Source organism: Halobacillus litoralis, from assembly GCF_004101865.1.
GTDB classification, from domain to species: domain Bacteria; phylum Bacillota; class Bacilli; order Bacillales; family Halobacillaceae; genus Halobacillus; species Halobacillus litoralis_A.
Genome location: NZ_CP026118.1, coordinates 3,769,062 through 3,789,836 on the forward strand (window position 1 = coordinate 3,769,062; position 20,775 = coordinate 3,789,836).

General features: G+C 42.5%; 21 protein-coding genes. 20 read left to right on the plus strand and 1 reads right to left on the minus strand.

Annotated features, from left to right (window positions below; translation table 11 throughout):
* Window positions 1-204: 204 nt before the first annotated feature.
* Window positions 205-1,224: a DNA polymerase III subunit delta gene (gene holA / locus HLI_RS18615; protein ID WP_128526401.1), complete on the plus strand. Its 1,020-nt coding sequence runs from the start codon at window positions 205-207 to the stop codon at window positions 1,222-1,224.
* Window positions 1,225-1,382: 158 nt separating this feature from the next.
* Here the strand turns inward: holA and rpsT are convergent, their stop codons facing one another.
* Window positions 1,383-1,643, minus strand: coding sequence for a 30S ribosomal protein S20 (gene rpsT / locus HLI_RS18620; protein WP_128526402.1), 261 nt, complete (start codon window positions 1,641-1,643; stop codon window positions 1,383-1,385).
* Window positions 1,644-1,803: 160 nt separating this feature from the next.
* Here rpsT and gpr point away from each other — a divergent pair, with 160 nt between their 5' ends.
* From gpr to yqfD, 19 genes are all read left to right on the plus strand, one after another.
* Window positions 1,804-2,895, plus strand: a complete 1,092-nt coding sequence (gpr, locus tag HLI_RS18625; RefSeq protein WP_128526403.1) for a GPR endopeptidase — start codon at window positions 1,804-1,806, stop codon at window positions 2,893-2,895.
* A gap of 77 nt (window positions 2,896-2,972) precedes the next feature.
* Entirely contained in the window at window positions 2,973-4,133 is a 1,161-nt protein-coding gene (gene spoIIP, locus HLI_RS18630) for a stage II sporulation protein P (protein WP_128526404.1), read from the plus strand.
* An 18-nt stretch (window positions 4,134-4,151) separates the two neighbouring features.
* Window positions 4,152-4,481 (plus strand): hypothetical protein, encoded by a 330-nt coding sequence (locus HLI_RS18635; protein ID WP_128526405.1) that lies wholly within the window; start codon window positions 4,152-4,154, stop codon window positions 4,479-4,481.
* A 184-nt stretch (window positions 4,482-4,665) separates the two neighbouring features.
* Window positions 4,666-6,480 carry a translation elongation factor 4 gene (lepA, locus tag HLI_RS18640; RefSeq protein WP_128526406.1) on the plus strand — a complete coding sequence of 605 codons (1,815 nt, stop codon included), beginning with the start codon at window positions 4,666-4,668 and terminating at the stop codon, window positions 6,478-6,480.
* A gap of 71 nt (window positions 6,481-6,551) precedes the next feature.
* Window positions 6,552-7,691, plus strand: coding sequence for a radical SAM family heme chaperone HemW (gene hemW / locus HLI_RS18645; protein WP_128526407.1), 1,140 nt, complete (start codon window positions 6,552-6,554; stop codon window positions 7,689-7,691).
* A 100-nt stretch (window positions 7,692-7,791) separates the two neighbouring features.
* On the plus strand, window positions 7,792-8,814 hold the full coding sequence (gene hrcA, locus HLI_RS18650; RefSeq protein ID WP_128526408.1) for a heat-inducible transcriptional repressor HrcA: 1,023 nt from the start codon (window positions 7,792-7,794) through the stop codon (window positions 8,812-8,814).
* 124 nt (window positions 8,815-8,938) lie between these two features.
* Complete coding sequence (gene grpE, locus HLI_RS18655) at window positions 8,939-9,472, plus strand: nucleotide exchange factor GrpE (protein ID WP_128526409.1); 534 nt, start codon at window positions 8,939-8,941, stop codon at window positions 9,470-9,472.
* A 37-nt stretch (window positions 9,473-9,509) separates the two neighbouring features.
* Window positions 9,510-11,339 carry a molecular chaperone DnaK gene (dnaK, locus tag HLI_RS18660; protein WP_128526410.1) on the plus strand — a complete coding sequence of 610 codons (1,830 nt, stop codon included), beginning with the start codon at window positions 9,510-9,512 and terminating at the stop codon, window positions 11,337-11,339.
* Between the two features lie 194 nt (window positions 11,340-11,533).
* Window positions 11,534-12,664 (plus strand): molecular chaperone DnaJ, encoded by a 1,131-nt coding sequence (dnaJ, locus tag HLI_RS18665; protein WP_128526411.1) that lies wholly within the window; start codon window positions 11,534-11,536, stop codon window positions 12,662-12,664.
* 124 nt (window positions 12,665-12,788) lie between these two features.
* Complete coding sequence (gene prmA, locus HLI_RS18670; protein WP_128526412.1) at window positions 12,789-13,727, plus strand: 50S ribosomal protein L11 methyltransferase; 939 nt, start codon at window positions 12,789-12,791, stop codon at window positions 13,725-13,727.
* 5 nt (window positions 13,728-13,732) lie between these two features.
* Entirely contained in the window at window positions 13,733-14,485 is a 753-nt protein-coding gene (locus HLI_RS18675; protein ID WP_128526413.1) for a 16S rRNA (uracil(1498)-N(3))-methyltransferase, read from the plus strand.
* Window positions 14,486-14,597: 112 nt separating this feature from the next.
* Window positions 14,598-15,269 carry a deoxyribose-phosphate aldolase gene (gene deoC, locus HLI_RS18680; RefSeq protein WP_128526414.1) on the plus strand — a complete coding sequence of 224 codons (672 nt, stop codon included), beginning with the start codon at window positions 14,598-14,600 and terminating at the stop codon, window positions 15,267-15,269.
* Window positions 15,270-15,577: 308 nt separating this feature from the next.
* Window positions 15,578-15,751, plus strand: a complete 174-nt coding sequence (gene rpsU, locus HLI_RS18685) for a 30S ribosomal protein S21 (RefSeq protein ID WP_008638284.1) — start codon at window positions 15,578-15,580, stop codon at window positions 15,749-15,751.
* Window positions 15,752-15,771: 20 nt separating this feature from the next.
* Window positions 15,772-16,218, plus strand: coding sequence for a GatB/YqeY domain-containing protein (locus tag HLI_RS18690; RefSeq protein WP_128526415.1), 447 nt, complete (start codon window positions 15,772-15,774; stop codon window positions 16,216-16,218).
* Between the two features lie 120 nt (window positions 16,219-16,338).
* Window positions 16,339-17,697 carry an NfeD family protein gene (locus tag HLI_RS18695; protein ID WP_128526416.1) on the plus strand — a complete coding sequence of 453 codons (1,359 nt, stop codon included), beginning with the start codon at window positions 16,339-16,341 and terminating at the stop codon, window positions 17,695-17,697.
* A gap of 14 nt (window positions 17,698-17,711) precedes the next feature.
* Window positions 17,712-18,686: a flotillin-like protein FloA gene (gene floA, locus HLI_RS18700; protein ID WP_164908639.1), complete on the plus strand. Its 975-nt coding sequence runs from the start codon at window positions 17,712-17,714 to the stop codon at window positions 18,684-18,686.
* Between the two features lie 29 nt (window positions 18,687-18,715).
* On the plus strand, window positions 18,716-19,225 hold the full coding sequence (locus HLI_RS18705) for a hypothetical protein (protein WP_128526418.1): 510 nt from the start codon (window positions 18,716-18,718) through the stop codon (window positions 19,223-19,225).
* A 70-nt stretch (window positions 19,226-19,295) separates the two neighbouring features.
* Window positions 19,296-19,589 carry a sporulation protein YqfC gene (gene yqfC, locus HLI_RS18710; RefSeq protein ID WP_128526419.1) on the plus strand — a complete coding sequence of 98 codons (294 nt, stop codon included), beginning with the start codon at window positions 19,296-19,298 and terminating at the stop codon, window positions 19,587-19,589.
* A 4-nt stretch (window positions 19,590-19,593) separates the two neighbouring features.
* Entirely contained in the window at window positions 19,594-20,775 is a 1,182-nt protein-coding gene (yqfD, locus tag HLI_RS18715; protein WP_128526420.1) for a sporulation protein YqfD, read from the plus strand.

The window sequence follows — 20,775 nt, forward strand, 5'->3', positions numbered from 1 at the left end:
CGGTCAAACTAAACGCAAGAGAGGAACAACATCGTCCTCTCCAAAAGCTTCCGGGGCTTTTGGAATGGCGTTTATATAGATGGTTCATACGGCGACGGCAGGTCACTATTTTGACAGATGTCTTATTGCGACATAAAATAGTGACACTGACTCCCCTTTACGGGGTCGCCGTATTCTTTTTTATGAAGGAAGGAAATAACCTTTATGGTCAATGTAAAACAATCACAGGTATATTTATTATATGGAGAAGAATCATATCTCATACAAGAGAATAAGAATAAAATCATAAAACAAACCTTGAAAAAAGAAGATCGAGAATTCAATGTTTCTCAATATGACCTAGAAGAAGTTCCAGTGGAAGATGTCGTCACAGATGCAGAAACTTTCCCTTTTTTAGGGGATGGAAAAGTTGTTATTGCTTTTCACCCTGTTTTCTTAAAAGCTAAGCCAGATAAACTGTCATTCGAGCATGATGTTGAGGCACTGCTTGAATACATCCAAAATCCTGCTGAATACACGGTCTTAGTAATAGTTGCCCCATATGAGAAGTTGGATGAACGGAAAAAAGTTTTCAAGCAATTGAAAAAGCATGGAGAAGTGATCGACTGTCAACCCGTTAAAGAATGGGATATCGACAAGTGGATCCAAACTCTTGCGAATGAACTACATATTACAGTCCCTGAAGAAATTCATGAATTGTTCACTCAAGAAATAGGTGCCAATTTGATGGCATTGAGGAAGGAAATGGAAAAGCTCGCCTTGAATGTTGGTGAAGGTGGTGTCGTAACCAAAGAATTGGCTGAACAACTGCTTTCTCATAGTGCGGAAGCTTCTGGCCTCAAGCTGGTGGATGCAGTTATGGAAAAAGACTTAGGAAGAGCGATACGTATTTATAAAGACTTGGAAAAGTTGAATGAAGAGCCGATCGCGTTAACTGCTTTATTGGCTTCCCAGTTCCGCATTATCAATCAGGCAAAAGTATTGAAACAAAAAGGTTACGCACAAAATCAAATGAAAGGTTACATCAAAGCACACCCGTATGTAATAAAAATGGCTTTGAAACGGGAGCGGTTTTTTACAAATCAAGAATTGAACCGGATTATAGAACAGCTAGCAGAAACGGATTATACCCTGAAACAGGGGAGAATGGAGAAATCTCTAGCCTTTGAAATGCTGCTTTATAAGTTGATTCACATTAAACAAAATCAACCGATTACTTCTTGAAGGAATTGCTAACCTTCATGCTCATGATCAGAAAAAATGATCAACTAAGCTTATTACAGATAAAAAGAAGCCCTACTCATCTGAGCAGGGCTTCTTTTACATGAAAAACGATCCGTTCAAAGGGAAGGATCGTTTGTTGGTCATAAATCACAAATTAATTATAATGCGTTAACTAATTTAGTTAGGCGAGATTTTTTGCGGTCCCCGTTATTTTGTGGAAGGGCACCACGTTGAACAGCTTTGTCGATTTTCTTAACAGCTGTAGGAAGGGCTTCTTTCGCACTCTCTACATCCTTGCTTTCAACAAGCTTTTCTACACGTTTAACGGCTGTACGCATATCAGATTTGAATGCTGCGTTCAGAGAACGAGCGTCATCGTTCAAACGTACACGTTTTTTCGCTGATTTAATATTAGGCATAGTTTCACCTCCTAGGTAAAAACAAAAGACTCATTCATATCGAACAAGAGACATTTTACCAGAGCGGAGAGCCGTTTTCAATACTTATGTGTATCCTCTTCGCTGATTTGCATAGTTTCAACCTAAATGGGAGAAGATGGTTTTAAGGAGGTCGAAGCGTATGGAAGAACAATTCAAATACACATTAAGAACAGACCTGGCGCTTGAGGCTCAGGAAATGAATGTCAAAGATGATCCTTCCTCTTCAGATTCAGATGGTGTCCAGGTACGCGAAAATGAAAAAAATGATATAAAAATTACTTACGTTACGGTTGATGAAGCAGGTGCCGAACGCATAGGGAAGAAGGCTGGTCATTACGTTACACTTGAATCCTTAGCTATTCGTAAACAGGATACGGATTTACAGGCCAACCTGGCGAAAAGCGTATCTTCCCAACTCCGTCAACTTTTGAATGAATGTGGGATCAAGGATATGGATCGTGGATTGATCGTAGGTCTTGGAAACCATAATATCACCCCGGATGCTTTAGGCCCTCTTGTTACAGAAAAAGTATTGGTGACAAGTCATTTATTCGAGCTTCATCCTGAAACAGTGGCAGAAGGGTATCGTCCTGTTTCAGCTGTCACACCAGGGGTGATGGGCGTGACGGGGATTGAGACGAGTGATATGGTACACGGAATAATTGAAGAAACGAAGCCAGACTTCGTTCTTGTCGTCGATGCTCTTGCTTCTCGTTCGATAAATCGTATCAATGCTACCATTCAACTATCTGACACTGGGATTCACCCAGGGTCAGGCGTTGGTAATAAACGAAAAGAAATCAGCCGCGAAACTTATGGAATTCCTGTTATTTCGATCGGTGTACCTACAGTCGTCGATGCGGTGACGATAACAAGTGATACCATCGATTATGTCCTGAAACATTTCGGTCGGGAATGGAAGGAAAAGGATCGGCCATCCAATGCTCTCTCACCAGCTATGAATCCATTCGAAAGAAAAACTTTGACCGAAGAAGATCACCCTAATGAAGAACAAAGCAAGGCTGTTTTAGGGATGTTTGGACAATTAGAAGATACAGAGAAGAAACAGTTGATCAAAGAAGTTCTCACACCGCTCGGGCATAATCTAATGGTCACGCCAAAAGAAGTAGATAGTTTTATCAAAGATATGGCACATGTAATTGCCACGGGAATCAATGGTGCATTACATCCAGGAGTCGAAGATGGAGAAGCCCAATCGTACTCCCGCTAAAACTTAATAGAGGTCGGTTCTATTAAAATCCTCTCTTTCATACCATTTACTAGATAGAGTATGAGGAGAGGATTTTTATGTCTCAATACCCGAAATGGAAGAAGAATCGGACGAGTTATATGAAACAAGGGACAGGATGGGCCATCATAGCGATCACGGTTCTGATTTTATTATTTATTGGTATCGGTATATTAACCGGGGCGAAAACGACGTACCGGCTTTATTCCGATACGATCCAGGAGTGGACGACTAAGCTTGAAGGGAGTGCTTTTCTTTATTTGTTTGAAATGGAAAACCGTTCTTTCAAGGATGCTCACCCAGAGGGTAACCGCATACCTGGTTTAGGGACATTATCTTTTCAGCTTCTTACAAGCCTAACGCCTAATGACCCTCGAAGTCTTCTAGGGAGAGAAATCCCCGGATTATCTTCCTACAACAGTCAAATCATCATCGCTGGGGAGGGGACGGACTATTCAACGCTCCCTATCGAATCAGAACCTCCGATGATTGTCGATGAGAGGGGAGAAGTGGGAGATGTTGAGGAAGAGAAAGAAGAGAAAGAAGATAAAGATCAAACGGAGGAGAAACCATTAGGAGAAGAGGATATTTATATTTTTCACACCCACAATACCGAATCCTTTTATCCTCACCTCCCGGACAAATCTACAGCTTATGACGGGAAAGTGAATATTACTCTTGTCGGTGAACGTTTAGGGGAGAGTTTAGAAGAAAAAGGAATAGGAACCATCGTGGATAAAACAGATATTGCTTCACTACTGAATGAAAAAGGGATGAAGCATTATCAATCATATGATGCCATGCGGCCTGTAGTGGAAGAAGCAATTAGTCAAAATGATGGACTCAAATATTTCTTCGACCTTCACAGGGATTCTATTTCAAGGGAACATACGACGACAACGATCAACGGCAAGGAATATGCCCGCTTCGCATTTGTTATAGGTGCTGAACATCCCAAATACGAACAAAATTTAAAGTTCGCCTCAGAGCTGCACCAACGTCTTGAAGATAAATATCCAGGAATAAGTCGTGGTGTCATTACTAAAAAGGGAGCAGGTGTAGATGGAGTTTATAATCAGGACTTACATCCCAATGCAATAGTGATTGAATTCGGTGGTGTGAATAATCACCTTGATGAACTATACCGTTCCGCGGATATCATGGCTGAAGTCTTCAGTGAATATTACTTTGAAGATGAAAAAGTAAACTCAGATTCATAAACAGTGGGAGGGGTACAAATGAAGTGGATTGCAGGTGTTTTATTAGTGGGGGCGGTTTTTATAGCAGGAGCTTTCTATGGAATAGATAAAAATAATGAAAAAACAAAAGAGGAGCCAGTAGTCGTAACCACACAGCCAGAGCCAGATCATGAGCGAAGGGCTGGACAAAAACCTGAAAAAGAAGCGAGAATAGAAAATTCTGCTAAGAACCACTGTGCCCCCCCGTATATAGAAGGTGAAGTTCCATGGATTTCAAGGCTGGCCGGTGGAGTAGGGGAAGGGATAGCAGTCAGTTTCAATGGAGTAATCGTAGTCCTTTCCGAAATGATTCAGTCCGGGTCTTCTTAAAAACAAAAGAACTGGGCGCTCAGAGTGGGCACGTTTTTGAACTGAAGGTGGAACATATCTTTTATATAGATCGTATTTCACAGACCGCTCAAAAGCACCCTCTGTGCTAAGCATTGAATAATCTTACTCGTATTGCTATAATCAACCTAGATATTTGTGTCGAATTCAGTAGGAGTGATTTAAGTTGACAACAGAATCAAAACAGCAGAGGGTCCGCAATTTTTCGATTATCGCCCATATCGACCACGGGAAATCGACACTTGCTGATCGTATTTTAGAAAAAACAAAAGCGTTGACTCAAAGGGAAATGAAAGAACAATTCCTGGATGCTATGGATTTAGAACGTGAACGTGGAATTACGATTAAGTTGAATGCAGTTCAATTGAACTATGAAGCCAATAGTGGAGATGATTATACCTTTCATTTAATCGATACTCCAGGCCACGTCGACTTTACATATGAGGTTTCCCGGAGTTTAGCAGCTTGTGAGGGGGCAATCCTCGTTGTTGATGCAGCCCAGGGGATAGAAGCACAAACGTTGGCGAATGTGTATTTAGCACTGGAAAATGATTTGGAAATCATTCCGGTTATCAATAAAATTGACTTGCCAGGCGCAGATCCAGAGCGTATTAAACAAGAAATAGAAGATGTCATCGGAATCGATGCTTCGCATGCCATCCTCGCTTCCGCTAAAGAAGGCGTGGGGATTGATGAGATTTTAGAGCGAATCGTAACAGATATCCCAGCTCCAGATGGAAATGCGAATGACCCGACGAAAGCATTGATTTTCGACTCCCTTTACGATTCATACCGCGGTGTTGTCGCGTATACTTGTGTGCGGGAAGGTTCCATCAAGATCGGGGACAAAATTCGGATGATGGCAACCGGGAAAGAGTTTGAGGTCAACGAGCTAGGCGTCTTCCGCCCGACTCCAACACCTTTGAAGGAATTGAATGTCGGAGATGTCGGTTATTTGACTGCTTCCATCAAAAACATTGGAGACAGCCGAGTCGGTGATACGATTACACTGGCAAATAATCCTGCAGCTGAACCACTACCTGGGTACAAAAAGATGAACCCGATGGTTTTCTGTGGGATGTATCCGGTGGATGCGAATAAATACAATGATTTAAGGGATGCATTAGAGCGATTAGAACTCAATGATTCTTCCCTTCAATATGAAGCAGAAACCTCACAGGCTCTCGGTTTCGGTTTCCGTTGTGGATTCTTAGGAATGCTTCACATGGAAATCATTCAAGAGCGGATTGAACGTGAATATAAAATTGATTTGATTACGACAGCACCTAGTGTCATTTATAAAGTGAAGATGACGGATGGAACAGAAGCGAATGTTGATAATCCGTCTATGATGCCTGATAACCAGAAGCTTGATGAAGTCCAGGAGCCGTTCGTTAAAGCGACAGTCATGGTCCCTCACGATTATGTCGGACCTGTAATGGAAATTTGTCAGCGCAAACGCGGCAATTTTATGGATATGCAATATCTGGATGACAATCGTGTCAATATCGTTTATGAAATTCCGCTATCCGAGATTGTCTATGACTTCTTCGATTCTCTGAAGTCACAGACGAAAGGTTACGCATCTTTTGATTATGAACTGATCGGGTACCGGGTTTCTAATTTGGTGAAAATGGACATTCTCTTAAATGGAGATACCATTGATGCCTTATCCTTTATTGTTCACCGTGATTTTGCATATGAACGCGGCAAGCTCATTGCAGACAAATTGAAAGATTTGATTCCGAGACAGCAATTTGAAGTGCCCATCCAAGCAGCAATCGGGACTAAGATTGTCGCCCGTACGACCATCAAAGCGATGCGCAAGAACGTACTGTCTAAATGTTATGGGGGAGATATCTCCCGTAAGCGTAAACTCCTTGAAAAGCAGAAAGAAGGGAAGAAACGCATGAAGATGGTCGGTTCAGTAGAAGTCCCGCAAGAGGCCTTCATGTCTGTCCTTGATTTGAATGAAGACTAAACCCATGTTAGACAGGACCAAACCGCAGGAGAGGATCTCTTGCGGTTTTCCTTATGAAAGGTGGAACATCAATGAAGATCCCATCCGCTTATATACACATTCCTTTTTGCCAACAAATTTGTCATTATTGCGACTTCACTAAGTTCTTTTATAACGAGCGCTTAGCTGATGAATATATGGAAGCATTAGAAAATGAAATCCATACCTATATTCCCGGGGAAAAAGCACAGGTACGTACTATTTTTGTTGGTGGCGGGACACCGACGGCTGTTAATCACAGCCAGCTGAAAAAATTACTGCAAATGATTGATGATCACTTCGATCTTGCCAGTTGTGAAGAATATACATTTGAAGCGAACCCGGGAGATCTGGATCTTGAAAAAGTCCGTTTGCTCAAAAATTATGGCGTGAATAGAATATCTTTAGGTGTGCAGGTTTTTGATGATGAAATGTTAGAAAAAATCGGCCGCGTCCACAAAGTGAAGGATGTTTACACTAATATCGACCGACTCCTTCAAGTCGGATTATCCAATATCAGCATCGATCTCATGTATGCTCTTCCAGGTCAAACTGTAGAAGATTTTGAAAAGACAATTGATGAAGCCATGCAATTCGGTTTACCGCACTACTCTTCGTATTCTTTACAGATTGAACCGAAAACTGTGTTTTACCAACGTTATAAAAAGGGAACGCTGGTCAAGGCTCCTGAAGAAGATGATGCGCAAATGTATGAGCTGTTACAGCGTAAACTATCTGCAGCAGGGGCGGTTCAATATGAAATCAGCAACTTCGCGAAACCCGGGTTTGAAAGTAAGCACAATCTGACATACTGGAATAATGAGTATTATTACGGAATCGGAGCAGGTGCACATGGCTATCTTCCTGGCAAAAGGACGATCAATCTTCGTCCGCTTCCGGCTTATGTAAAAAAAGCTACTTCCGATGGTATTCCGATTCTTCATGAAGAGCCGATAGGAATAAAGGAAGAGATGGAAGAGCAGATGTTTCTCGGATTACGTAAGACAGAAGGGGTTCTTACCGATCAATTTTATCGTAAATACGGACAGACGATTGTCGATGTATTCGGTCATGCTCTGAATACTCTTAAAGAGCGTTCTTTAATCGAAGAAAACAGCGGCTATATCCGTATGACGCCAAAGGGTCGAATGTTAGGAAATGAAGTGTTCCAGGAATTTTTGCTGGATGATTAAAAAAAGAAAGGTTTATCCGTTGACATCCCCGACCCCATTTGATAATTTATTATTAGATTTAGCACTCACTACATACGAGTGCTAACAGAGGTGATCATCGATGTTAACAGAGAGACAATTGCTCATTTTGCAAGTCATTATTGATGATTTCATTTTGACCGCCCAGCCTGTTGGCTCGCGGTCGATATCCAAAAAAGAAGCCGTGACATTCAGTTCGGCAACGATTCGGAATGAAATGGCTGATTTAGAGGAGTTGGGCTTCATTGAGAAGACACACTCTTCATCAGGAAGGGTCCCTTCTGAACAGGGGTACCGCTTCTACGTAGATCATTTACTTTCACCGTTGCGTCTTTCCAGCCAGGAAATTGTGACAATACGTGATGCTTTCGCTGATAAAATGATGGAATTTGAAAGAGTCGTGCAAAAATCAGCGGGAATTTTGTCTGATTTAACGAACTACACCTCCATCATCTTAGGTCCGGAAGTGTTTGAGACAAAATTAAAGCAATTGCAGATTGTTCCTTTATCTGATCAATCTGCCATCGCGATTCTTGTCACAAATACCGGCCATGTTGAACATCGGGCTTTTAATGTGCCAGTTGAAATCAAAGGCGAGGATTTAGAAAAAATGGTGAATATCCTGAACAGCAGGCTTCAAGGTGTTCCATTGGTGAAACTGCATGAAAAGCTTTATTCTGAAATTAATGACTTGTTGAAGAAACATACAAGTCAACATGAAGAAGCGTTCTCCTATTTACGTGCAGCTCTCGTGGATGACCACCCCACTAAGCTTTACATCGGTGGTAAAACGAATATTTTGATGCAGCCCGAGTTCAGGGATTTGGATAAGGTGCGCTCACTGTATGCGACTATCGAACAAGAGAATGAGATGGCTGACTTATTACGGTCAGGTGAAGAAGGAATCCAAGTGAGGATTGGGCAGGAGAACCCATTTGATGCTATGCAGAATTGCAGTTTGATAACGGCTAGTTACCAGCTTGGAAATGACCAGATTGGTACAATTGCATTGTTAGGGCCTACTCGCATGGAGTATAACCGGATGTTCTCATTGATGAATGTTTTATCTAAGCATATGACGGACACATTTCGTGGTTGGTATTAGAATTGCGGAACACAGAATAAGGTGGGGACAAGTTCCCATCGCTTCTTTTTGTCTATTGCTTTTTCAGGTTATCGATTCATGTTATAGTCAGTAACGGTGTAATGGAAAGTAGGAGGTGGAAGTCGTGGAAGAGAACAAGCAAGAAATCATTGATGAAAAAGATGAACAAAACCAAAGTGAAGATTCACAGCAGGACGTAGTAGAAGAGAATGGTGAGTTCGAACAACTACGTCAAGAAAAAGAAGAAATCAACAATCGATTGCTTCGTCTGCAAGCGGATTATGATAATTTCCGCCGCAGGACCCAAAAGGAAAAGGAAGCGGATCGGAAATATAGATCGCAAAGCTTAGTAGAAGAGTTGATTCCTGCATTGGATAACTTCGAAAGAGCTTTACAGGTGGAAGTGGATGGCGGATCAGCCAAGAATTTCGCAGAAGGAATGAAAATGGTCTATGACCAATTCAAAGCTGCACTAGAAAAAGAAGGTGTAGAGGAAATTCCAGCAAAAGGCGAAGAATTTGATCCCCACTTGCATCAAGCGATTATGCAAGTCGAAGATGAAAATTATGATTCCAATATCGTAGTAGAAGAATTACAAAAAGGGTATCGCTTAAAAGATCGGGTCATCCGCCCGTCTATGGTGAAAGTGAACCAATAAAAATTGTTTTATAGAATGTAAAGGAGGATATTTAACCATGGGTAAAATCATTGGTATTGACTTAGGTACAACAAATTCTTGTGTAGCAGTAATGGAAGGTGGAGAATCCAAAGTTATTCCGAATCCGGAAGGCAACCGCACCACTCCATCAGCTGTTGCATTCAAAAATGGAGAGCGTCAAGTAGGGGAAGTTGCTAAACGACAAGCGATTACAAACCCGAACACGATCCTTTCCATCAAACGTTACATGGGTACAGATCACAAAGTGGAAGTAGAAGGTAAAGAATATACACCTCAAGAAGTTTCTGCAATCATTCTACAGTATATTAAGAACTATGCAGAAGATTACCTTGGAGAGACAGTTGATAAGGCTGTTATCACTGTTCCGGCATACTTCAACGATGCGGAGCGTCAAGCTACCAAAGATGCTGGTAAAATCGCCGGCCTGGAAGTTGAGCGTATCATCAACGAGCCAACGGCAGCAGCACTAGCTTACGGTATCGATAAAGAAGACCAGGATCAGACGATTCTCGTATATGACCTTGGTGGAGGTACATTTGACGTATCCATCCTTGACATCGGTGACGGTACTTTTGAAGTTGTTTCAACTGCAGGTGATAACCGCCTTGGTGGTGACGACTTCGACCAAGTCATTATCGACCATATGGTAGCTGAATTCAAAAAAGAAAACGGCATTGATCTTTCCCAGGATAAAATGGCGAAGCAACGCTTGAAAGATGCTGCCGAAAAAGCGAAGAAAGATCTTTCTGGTGTAGCTCAAACACAAATTTCCCTTCCATTTATTACAGCAGGTGAAGCTGGACCGCTTCACTTGGAAATGAACTTGACTCGTGCAAAATTTGAAGAGTTAGCTTCTGATTTGGTAGAGCGTTCTATGAAACCGACGCGTCAAGCACTTAAAGACGCAGGTATGAGTGCAAGTGACATTCATAAAGTCATCCTTGTCGGTGGTTCTACACGTATCCCGGCAGTACAGGAAGCGATTAAGAAAGAAACTGGTAAAGATCCTTCTAAAGGTGTCAACCCTGATGAAGTAGTAGCACTTGGTGCGTCAATCCAGGGCGGGGTCCTTCAAGGTGACGTCAAAGACGTTGTTCTTCTTGACGTAACTCCACTTTCTCTTGGTATTGAAACAATGGGTGGCGTAACTACTAAATTGATCGAGCGTAACACGACAATTCCTACAAGCCACTCCCAAGTGTTCTCTACGGCTGCTGACAATCAGACAGCAGTAGACATCCATGTCCTGCAAGGGGAACGTGAGATGGCTCAAGATAACAAAACACTGGGTCGCTTCCAGTTGACGGATATCCCGCCAGCACCACGTGGTGTGCCTCAAATCGAAGTCAGCTTTGACATTGATGCGAACGGCATTGTTAACGTCCGTGCAAAAGACATGGGAACGAATAAAGAACAATCCATCACAATCAAGTCTTCTTCCGGCCTTTCTGATGACGAAGTAGAAGAAATGGTACGTCAAGCCGAAGAAAACGCAGAAGAAGATAAGAAGAAGCGTGAAGCGATTGAACTTCGTAACGAAGCAGATCAGCTGATTTTCACTACAGACAAGACGATCAAAGATCTTGGGGAACAAGTAAGTGAAGATGAAAAACAAAAAGCTGAAACAGCGAAAGAAGAACTTCAGACAGCACTTGAAGGTGAAGACCTTGAGGCTATTAAAGAGAAGAAAGATGCACTTCAAGAACAAGTGCAGGCACTTTCTGTGAAACTTTATGAGCAAGCACAGCAGCAAGCTGAAGCCGAACAAGGACAAGAAGCCGGCAGTGAAGAAGAAGAGGTCGTTGACGCGGACTATGAAGAAGTGAACGAAGACGACAAGAAGTAAGATAAGGTAGAAAAGAAAAGTCAAAGTCAGGTTCTTCTTGACTTTGACTTTTTTCTTAGTGTAGGCGTGCCCTGAAGGTCCTGTTGTGTAAGAGGATATCTTTGCCCCCACAAGTCCTGCTTGGCATTTGCCTCTCTCTATCTTCAATGATAATATAAACGTTATGTAATAGCGTCCGGGAGAGTGATCGACAAGTGAGTAAACGTGATTTATATGAAGTTCTTGGAGTATCCAAGGATGCTTCAAAAGATGAAATTAAAAAAGCTTATCGTAAATTAGCACGCAAATACCACCCTGATGTAAGTGAAGAAGAGGATGCTTCTGAAAAGTTTAAAGAAGCAAAGGAAGCTTACGAAACACTGAGTGATCAACAGAAACGTGCTCAGTACGATCAATTCGGCCATGCTGGTCCGAATCAAGGCGGCTTTGGCGGCTTCGGTGGCGGAGCTGAAGATTTCGGTGGTTTCGGAGATATTTTCGATATGTTCTTCGGTGGCGGTGGCCGACGCCGTGACCCGAATGCTCCACGTAAAGGTGCGGACCTTCAGTACACGATGACATTACAATTCAATGAAGCAATTTTCGGTAAAAGCACTGACATTGAAATCCCTACTGAAGAGTCTTGTGAAACATGTGATGGATCAGGTGCTAAACCAGGTACATCACCTGAAACATGCTCCCATTGCCAAGGAAGTGGACAAATTAACCAGGAACAGAATACACCATTTGGCAGAGTGGTGAATCGTCGTGTATGTCACCATTGCCAGGGAACTGGGCAGTTCGTCAAAGACAAATGTAATACTTGCGGTGGCGATGGCCGCGTGACGAAACGCAATAAGATCCACTTGGATATTCCGGCCGGAATTGATGACGGTCAGCAGATCCGTGTCCAAGGTAAAGGGGAAGATGGAGTGAATGGTGGGCCAGCTGGCGATTTATTTGTTGTCATCCGCGTCCAGCCTCATGAGTTCTTCCAGCGCGAAGGTGACCACATCTTCTGTGAGATTCCGTTGACATTCACTCAAGCAGCACTTGGAGACGAAATCGAAGTACCGACGGTTCACGGTAATGTGAAACTTAAAGTACCTGCGGGAACACAAACCGGTAAGACATTCCGTATGAAAGATAAAGGAGCTCCGAATGTTCATGGCCGTGGACAAGGAGATCAACATGTGAAGACAAAGGTCATTACACCGAAGAACTTGACGGAACGCCAAAAAGAATTGTTGCGTGAGTTTAATGATATTAGTGGTAATGAAGCGACAGAAGAACAACATGGCAACTTTTTTGAGCGTATGAAACGTGCGTTCAGAGGAGATAGCTGAAGTTTGTAAACAAGTGTCTGTACGAATTGGTCTGCAGGGTTTTTCGAACTGAATCTCCCGTTCCATCGTACAGGCATTTTTTTCATCAACAAATAAATAATCCAGTGAAAAGGGTGGATCATAAATGAAATGGTCTGAAGTTTGTATCCATACAACGAGTGAAGCGATAGAACCTGTCTCTAATATCTTCCACGAATCAGGCGCAAGTGGGGTAGTCATCGAAGATCCTCAAGATATGGAACGGCAGAAAACGAAGCTTGGTGAAATTTACGAATTAAATCCAGATGATTATCCAGCAGAAGGGGTATATGTGAAAGCCTACCTCCCATTGAATAGCTTCCTGAATGAAACAGTTGATGGTATTAAACATTCCGTAACTAATTTGAAGGAGTTCGGTATAGATATCGGGCATAACGAAGTATCCATTAACGAGGTTCAAGAAGAAGATTGGGCTACCTCATGGAAAAAATATTACAAGCCAGTGAAGATTTCTGAGAAAATCACGATCATCCCGACATGGGAGGATTATACTCCAGTTTCCAGTGACGAAATCATTATTGAAATGGACCCAGGTATGGCATTCGGTACAGGAACCCACCCGACCACCGTTCTAAGCATTCAGGCTTTGGAACAATACATGGAAAAAGGGGACACCGTATTGGATGTAGGCGCAGGTTCAGGTATATTGAGTGTCGCTTCGGTCCTGCTTGGTGCTGAACATGTTCACGCATATGATTTAGACGACGTAGCAGTATCAAGCACGAAAAACAATGCTGCATTGAACAATGTGGAAGGCAAAATCACCGCTAAGTTGAATGACCTATTAGAAGGTGTGGATGGAGAAACGGACTTGGTCGTGTCCAACATCCTTGCAGAGATCATTGTAAAATTTACAGATGATGCTTATCGTGTCATTAAACCCGGGGGTTACTTCATTACTTGCGGCATTATTTCAGGCAGAAAAGAAATGGTCCGCTCCCGATTAGTTGAATCAGGATTCGAAATTGTGGAAACGAATAAAATGGAAGACTGGGTCAGCATTATTGCTAAAAAGCCGGAGTGATTGCTATGCAACGATATTTTATAGGTGAAGAACACTGGGGGCATCGTAAGGTTACTATTTACGGTGAGGACCTTCATCATATTTCCCGGGTGATGAGAATGACCTCCGGGGATCAGTTGATCGGAATTCATCCAGAAGAAGGACCTGCCCTCTGTAAGATTTTAAATGTAACTGAAGATGGGGCCGAGTGTGCGGTTTTAGAATGGCTGGAAGAGGATAAGGAACTTCCCATCCAAGTGACGATTGTAGCCGGCTTGGGAAAAGGGGATAAGCTGGAACACATTGTTCAAAAGGGGACAGAGTTGGGTGCTTTTGAATTTATTCCTTTTCAAGCTGACCGCTCTGTTGCAAAGTGGGATAAGAAAAAGGTGCCAAAGAAAATCCAAAGGCTCCAGAAAATTGCTAAAGAAGCGAGTGAGCAATCAGAGCGGAGTCACGTTCCAGAGGTTTGTACAGTTCATACCTTACAGCAGGTGTCTCAGTTGAAGGATCGATATCACTGGTGGCTATATGCATACGAAAACGAAGCAAGAAAAAAGGAACATCAATCTCTTGCCACAAGACTGAAACTGGTACGGCCCGGGGAGAAGGTCATCGTCATTTTCGGCCCTGAGGGGGGATTTTCAGAAAAAGAAGTTTCCCATCTGGAAGAAAAAAATTTCCTTTCTGTCCGTTTAGGACCGAGGATTTTACGTATGGAAACAGCACCATTATATTTTTTATCCTCCCTGTCGTATGTTTTTGAAGAAGAAAGATAGGTAAGTGGTACTTTGAAAAGGTGTGAGCACAAATGTATTCGCATTCATACTGGTTTCATGCTATGATGGATGAGATGTACGAACAACTTAATGATGAAGGGACGATCCAATTATGGAACAAAACTTAGCAAAAATGATTGACCATACACAATTAAAACCAGATACACAGAAAGAGAAAATCACACAAATTTGTCAAGAAGCTAAAGAGCACGGCTTCGCTTCTGTTTGTGTGAACCCTCATTGGGTCGAGTATTGCCATGAATTATTGAAAGATACAGACGTTAAAGTTTGTACGGTCATCGGTTTTCCTTTAGGTGCCACAACTAAAGAAACGAAAGCTTTCGAGACAAAACAAGCGATTGAAAAAGGGGCGACAGAAATCGACATGGTAATTAATGTCGGTGAGCTTAAGTCTGGAAACAAAGAGCTCGTTCAACAGGATATAGAAGCTGTTGTCCGTGAATCGGAAGGTAAAGCAATTGTAAAGGTCATCATTGAAACCTCTCTTCTTGACGAAGAAGAAAAAGTCACAGCTTCTGAACTTGCAAAGGTTGCAGGTGCGGACTTTGTTAAAACCTCTACTGGTTTCTCTGGCGGAGGTGCAACGGTGGAAGACATCAGCCTGATGCGTAAAACTGTCGGTCCTGAGATGGGCGTCAAGGCTTCTGGCGGCGTTCGTGATTATGAAGGTGCTAAAACAATGATTGAAGCAGGTGCGACTAGGATCGGTGCAAGTTCTGGAATTGCAATCGTAAATGGTGAACAAGGAACATCTGATTATTAAAATGGAAAATCAGAGCTATCTGCTTTAAGAAGCAGATAGCTTCTTTATGAGCAAGGGAATTAATAATATTTCTTCATCTGGTTCTGAAAATAATCTTCCAGGTTTTATAAAACTACAATATCCCCTTTACTTCGGGCATTATACATTGGTCCAATCAGATGAAAAAGTTAAAAAACCACCGTTTGTTGTTTCTTTTATCTATAAAAAAAGTTGACCATATCTCATCCATATAATATAATTGTCAAAGGTATGGGGGGTTCCCATACAAGAGAAACAGTTTTGTTTGCTTCGGAGGGAGGGAAATTAGCATGTCAAAAACAACTCGCGTTCGTAAAAACGAGTCTCTTGAAGATGCTCTTCGTCGCTTTAAGCGTGATGTATCAAAAAGTGGTACATTAGCGGAATATCGTAAGCGTGAATATTACGATAAGCCTAGCGTACGCCGTAAGAAAAAGTCTGAGGCGGCTAGAAAGCGTAAGTAATCTAAGAGGGTGTTGAAGAGATGACAATCACAGACCGTCTGACCCAAGATATGAAAATCGCTATGAAAGCTCGTGACAAGGAAAGACTGTCTACGATCCGTATGGTGAAAGCTTCTATGCAGAATGAAGCGATCAAGTTGGGAAAAGACTCATTATCTGAAGAAGAAGAATTGACTGTTTTATCTCGTGAGGTAAAACAGAGAAATGATTCCCTCCATGAATTCAAAGAAGCTGGACGTGAAGATCTTGTAGAAGGACTCGAACGTGAAATTGAGATTTTACAAGTATATATGCCGAAACAGCTGACAGATGAAGAACTCAGGCAGATCGTTCAGGAAACGGTCCAGGAAGTAGGAGCTACTTCTAAGAGTGACATGGGTAAAGTCATGAGTGCCGTCATGCCTAAAGTAAAAGGCAAGGCCGACGGAACCAAGGTCAATAAGCTCGTTCTTCAGCAATTATCTTAAATATAAAGACCTCTCTTTTAGAAGAGAGGTCTTTTTATATTATTTTGAAACCTACATACACCTTCAATCGTATAGTTATTATTCGATGGGAAAGATATCAAATGAGGGGGTGAAAGCTGGATGAAAGGTACTTGGCGCCTCGGCATGTGGTTGACAGTAATTTTTGTAGCGGGTGCTTTATCGGTATTTCAACTATATTCAACAGCCCAAGCGGACGGTAAGGGAGATACTGTGTATGTTATTCCTGTAAAAGATACTGTTGAGCGTGGGATGGCTGCCTTCTTGAAAAGAACTACAAAAGAAGCCAGGGAAAATAATGTCGATCATATAATATTTGAAATTGACACTCCTGGTGGCCGTGTCGATGCTGCTGGAGACATTGGGGAGATTTTTCAGGGTCTCGATATACCAAACAGTGCTTTTGTTACGAGCAGGGCCTATTCCGCAGGTTCATATATCGCATTGAATGCGGATGAAATTTATATGAAACCTCAAGCTACGATGGGGGCTTCGGGTGTGATCAATTCAGATGGTACAGCTGCTGATAAGAAGGCCCAGTCCGCTTGGATATCCTCTATGGTTGCTGCTGCTGAATCTAATGGACGTGACCCACTCTATGCCAGGGCTATGGCAGATAGCAGTGTTGATTTACCTGACTATGGAGCAGGAGAAGGAGAATTTCTTACTCTTGGTCCCAGCGAGGCGGAAGAAGTCGGCTATGCAGAAGGAATCGTAGATGATCGTAACGAATTACTTAATGTGTTAGGGATGTCTGAAGCAGAAATAGTTGAACAAAACCCTACTTTTTCTGAAAATGTAGCCCGTTTCTTAACAAACCCCGTCGTCATACCGATATTACTTTCGATTGCGAGCATTGGACTTGTGGTAGAATTGTATTCACCGGGTTTCGGTATTCCGGGTACGATGGGAGCACTTTCACTAGTCTTGTTTTTTTACGGGCATATCGTGGCGGGACTCGCAGGGTATGAAGCAATTATTTTGCTTGTTTTAGGTATTGGTCTTGTTGTTGCTGAGTTCTTTTTACCCGGTGGCATCGCTGGAATTGCCGGGATCGTGGCGATTGTCTCATCGCTCATGCTTTCTTCCGCTGATATGGGGCATATGGCTATGAGTATAGGGATCGCCTTGCTGGTGACCATAATCGTATCGGTCATCCTATTCAAGACTCTTGGTATGGAAAGAGGTTTCTTCAGGCATATCATATTACAGGATTCCACATCATCGGATAAAGGTTATGTTTCTACGATTAATCGTTTAGAATTGATTGGGATGGAAGGAGAAACCCTGACTCCATTACGTCCTTCTGGAACGGCAGACTTTGCTGGTGAACGATTGGATGTTGTAACAGAAGGCGGATTCGTCGGAGTACATCAAAAGGTCAAAGTCATCAAGGTAGAAGGTTCTCGTATCGTTGTACGGGAATTGAAAAAAGTTGAACATGAGGAGGAAACAGAGTGACACTTCAAGAATTAATGCCAATTATTATTATTGGTGTCATTATTATTGTATTAGCAGTGTTATTTACATTCATACCGGTCATGCTTTGGATCAGTGCGTTAGCAGCTGGTGTGAAAATCAACATCTTTACATTGGTGGGAATGCGTTTAAGACGTGTCATCCCTTCCCGGGTTATCAACCCATTGATCAAAGCCCATAAAGCAGGCGTCAATGTTGATACGAACCAATTGGAAAGTCATTACCTGGCAGGGGGTAACGTCGATCGCGTGGTCAATGCTTTGATTGCAGCTCAGCGTGCGAATATCGAGTTGAGCTTTGAACGTTGCGCAGCGATTGATTTAGCTGGTCGAGATGTTTTAGAAGCTGTCCAGATGAGTGTAAATCCAAAAGTGATTGAGACGCCATTTATTGCGGGTGTTGCGATGGACGGTATCGAAGTGAAGGCGAAAGCGCGTATTACGGTACGAGCGAATATCGACCGACTTGTCGGTGGTGCCGGTGAAGATACAGTAATCGCCCGTGTGGGTGAAGGGATTGTATCCACCATCGGTTCTAGTCAAAATCACAACAAGGTTCTTGAAAATCCCGATCGTATTTCCCAAAATGTCCTCGGTAAAGGATTAGACGCCGGCACAGCATTTGAAATCCTTTCAATCGATATTGCCGACATCGACATCGGTAAAAACATTGGAGCCATCTTGCAAACCGATCAGGCTGAAGCGGACAAAAATATTGCTCAAGCGAAAGCTGAAGAACGTCGTGCGATGGCGATCGCTCAAGAACAGGAAATGCGAGCTCGTGTTCAAGAAATGCAAGCCAAAGTTGTTGAAGCAGAAGCTCAGGTTCCGCAAGCACTTGCAGAGGCTCTGCGTTCTGGGAAAATGGGTGTCATGGATTACATGAACTATCAGAATATCAATGCAGACACTGACATGAGAAACACCCTTGGCAAGATGTCTGATGAAGACAATGAAGGTGAAGAAAGTTAATCCCTTAACGGATATAAAGGAGAATTTTCATGGGAGAACTTTTTGAACTAGTGTTCAGTAATTTTCTTATTCTCGCTGCAATCATAGGTGGAATCATCAGTTGGTTCAGTGGTATGTCAAAAGAAAAAGATACGAAAAAGGAGTCAGAAAAAAAACGTGTCCCTAGGCCTTCTACTTACCCTAGCGGGCCTGGCTCGGATGCTCCTCCAGAGCGGACGATGAAGTCTGGAGAAGACCGGCTGAAGGAATATTATGAAGAAAAGAAGAAAAGGTCGGAGGAGTTATCTGGAGGAAATCAAGAAACCGATCCGATCAATGCCTATTCTTACGATAATCCAGAAGATGACGCTCACACTGTCAGGGTTCATAAGGATAATGGCCGAAAGGATGCTGCAAGCCGATTGATTGAAAACGGCCCTCTCATCGAGAGTGCAAAAAAATGGGATAAGAAACGTTTAGCTGAAGGAATATTGATGGCTGAAGTGCTTGGTCAGCCTCGCGCTCATAAGCCTCACAGTTCTCATCCTCGAAAAAGATAACGAAACGCACGAATTGTAGTGATACAATTCGTGCGTTTTTCGTATAAATAAAAAGAGGGGAGGGCTTCACATGTCAAAATGGCAACAGCAAATCCGAGCATGGATCGGTCGTTACTTCGATTTGCCATCAGATGTCATGTTGGATTTACCTAGAATAACCACTATCGGGTCCATCCACGTGTACATAGAAAACCATACAGGCCTCCTGCACTTTTCTGATAGTGAAGTCAGAATTCAATATAAAAAGGGTCAAGTTCGTATCCTCGGTAAAGATTTAGGTGTGAAAATGATGTTGAAAGAGGAGCTTCTTCTTGAGGGAGAGTTGAAATCAGTGGAATTTTTACCTGATTCGGAAGGGGGATGAGGTCATGAAGAATCAACATGATTTCTTTCACGGAATCATGACCGTCCAAGTAGAAGGGAAATTGATTGAACCATTTCTGCAAGCTTGTACAAGGCGAGGCTGTCAGATTACCGACTTGAAGAGGATCGATGAGTCGGCTGTTATTATGTCCATTCGGCTGAAAGATTGGACGGTCCTGAGGCAGATAAGAAAAAAGTACCGCTGCAAATTGACCATAAAGTCCGGTAAGGGTGTCCCTTTTTTATACAAGCATCTACTTCGAAAGGTATCTTTATTAGTTGCTTTTTTTGCTGCAATTGCCGTTATTTTCTTACTTGCTAATACACTCTGGTCGATTAAGGTGGAGGGACTGACTCCTGAACTAGAGTCAAATGTTGAAGAAAAATTGAATAGTTATGGGGTTTCTCCTGGAAAACTAACCATAGGGATGAGTGATCCTAATGAACTTCAACAAAAACTGCTGGATGATATCCCGGACTTATTGTGGATCGGGGTGAAGAAACAGGGGACAAGCTATCACCTGTATGGTGTGGAGAAGACGCGTCACGATACAGACATGAACAAGAAACCTTCTAATCTGGTAGCGTCGAAAAAAGGGATGGTCGTTGAAACTTTCATCAAAAAAGGACGGCCTATGGTGTCTGTATATGATGTCGTAAAGAAGGGACAGGTGCTCGCTACAGGGCAGTTAGTCGAGGAGGAGAATATCTTTGTTCACTCTGATGGAGATGTAATTGCAGAAACATGGTATAAAGTAGAACAAAACCTCCCGATGAAACAAGTCATGCTTTTGACAGATGGGACAGTGGAAAGTGAGTATCACTTGCAAATCGCTGACATTAAATTGCCTATCTGGGGGTGGTGGAGAGGGAATGAGGGGAGGTTCCGGGAAGAGACATTTGTTTCTGATTGGAAGCTATTCGGTATCCGAAGCCCATTCAACATTAAAACGACTGATCATTATTCTGTAGACCCTAAAGCCTATGAATCTTCAAAGAAAGAACTTGAAAAACTAGGGGTTGCAACGGCAAAAAGGAGTTTACAGCAAGAGTTGGATGTGGACGCTGAGATAAAGGAAGAAAAAGTTTTGCACCTGGGTGAGGAGAATGGTAAAGTAAAATTAATCCTATTGTACAAAGTTCATGAAAACATTGCAGTGACAAAGTATATAAGTCAAGGAGATTGA

Excerpts from the sequence above, each read along its gene's own strand:
- HLI_RS18705 (WP_128526418.1), top strand. The coding sequence starts at position 18,716 with ATGGGAGAACTTTTTGAACTAGTGTTCAGTAATTTTCTTATTCTCGCT.
- hemW (WP_128526407.1), top strand. The coding sequence starts at position 6,552 with ATGAAGATCCCATCCGCTTATATACACATTCCTTTTTGCCAACAAATT.
- yqfC (WP_128526419.1), top strand. The coding sequence starts at position 19,296 with ATGTCAAAATGGCAACAGCAAATCCGAGCATGGATCGGTCGTTACTTC.
- gpr (WP_128526403.1), top strand. The coding sequence starts at position 1,804 with ATGGAAGAACAATTCAAATACACATTAAGAACAGACCTGGCGCTTGAG.
- HLI_RS18695 (WP_128526416.1), top strand. The coding sequence starts at position 16,339 with ATGAAAGGTACTTGGCGCCTCGGCATGTGGTTGACAGTAATTTTTGTA.
- rpsT (WP_128526402.1), bottom strand. The coding sequence starts at position 1,643 with ATGCCTAATATTAAATCAGCGAAAAAACGTGTACGTTTGAACGATGAC.
- HLI_RS18690 (WP_128526415.1), top strand. The coding sequence starts at position 15,772 with ATGACAATCACAGACCGTCTGACCCAAGATATGAAAATCGCTATGAAA.
- HLI_RS18675 (WP_128526413.1), top strand. The coding sequence starts at position 13,733 with ATGCAACGATATTTTATAGGTGAAGAACACTGGGGGCATCGTAAGGTT.
- prmA (WP_128526412.1), top strand. The coding sequence starts at position 12,789 with ATGAAATGGTCTGAAGTTTGTATCCATACAACGAGTGAAGCGATAGAA.
- rpsU (WP_008638284.1), top strand. The coding sequence starts at position 15,578 with ATGTCAAAAACAACTCGCGTTCGTAAAAACGAGTCTCTTGAAGATGCT.
- deoC (WP_128526414.1), top strand. The coding sequence starts at position 14,598 with ATGGAACAAAACTTAGCAAAAATGATTGACCATACACAATTAAAACCA.
- holA (WP_128526401.1), top strand. The coding sequence starts at position 205 with ATGGTCAATGTAAAACAATCACAGGTATATTTATTATATGGAGAAGAA.
- hrcA (WP_128526408.1), top strand. The coding sequence starts at position 7,792 with ATGTTAACAGAGAGACAATTGCTCATTTTGCAAGTCATTATTGATGAT.
- spoIIP (WP_128526404.1), top strand. The coding sequence starts at position 2,973 with ATGTCTCAATACCCGAAATGGAAGAAGAATCGGACGAGTTATATGAAA.
- HLI_RS18635 (WP_128526405.1), top strand. The coding sequence starts at position 4,152 with ATGAAGTGGATTGCAGGTGTTTTATTAGTGGGGGCGGTTTTTATAGCA.
- floA (WP_164908639.1), top strand. The coding sequence starts at position 17,712 with ATGCCAATTATTATTATTGGTGTCATTATTATTGTATTAGCAGTGTTA.
- yqfD (WP_128526420.1), top strand. The coding sequence starts at position 19,594 with ATGAAGAATCAACATGATTTCTTTCACGGAATCATGACCGTCCAAGTA.
- dnaK (WP_128526410.1), top strand. The coding sequence starts at position 9,510 with ATGGGTAAAATCATTGGTATTGACTTAGGTACAACAAATTCTTGTGTA.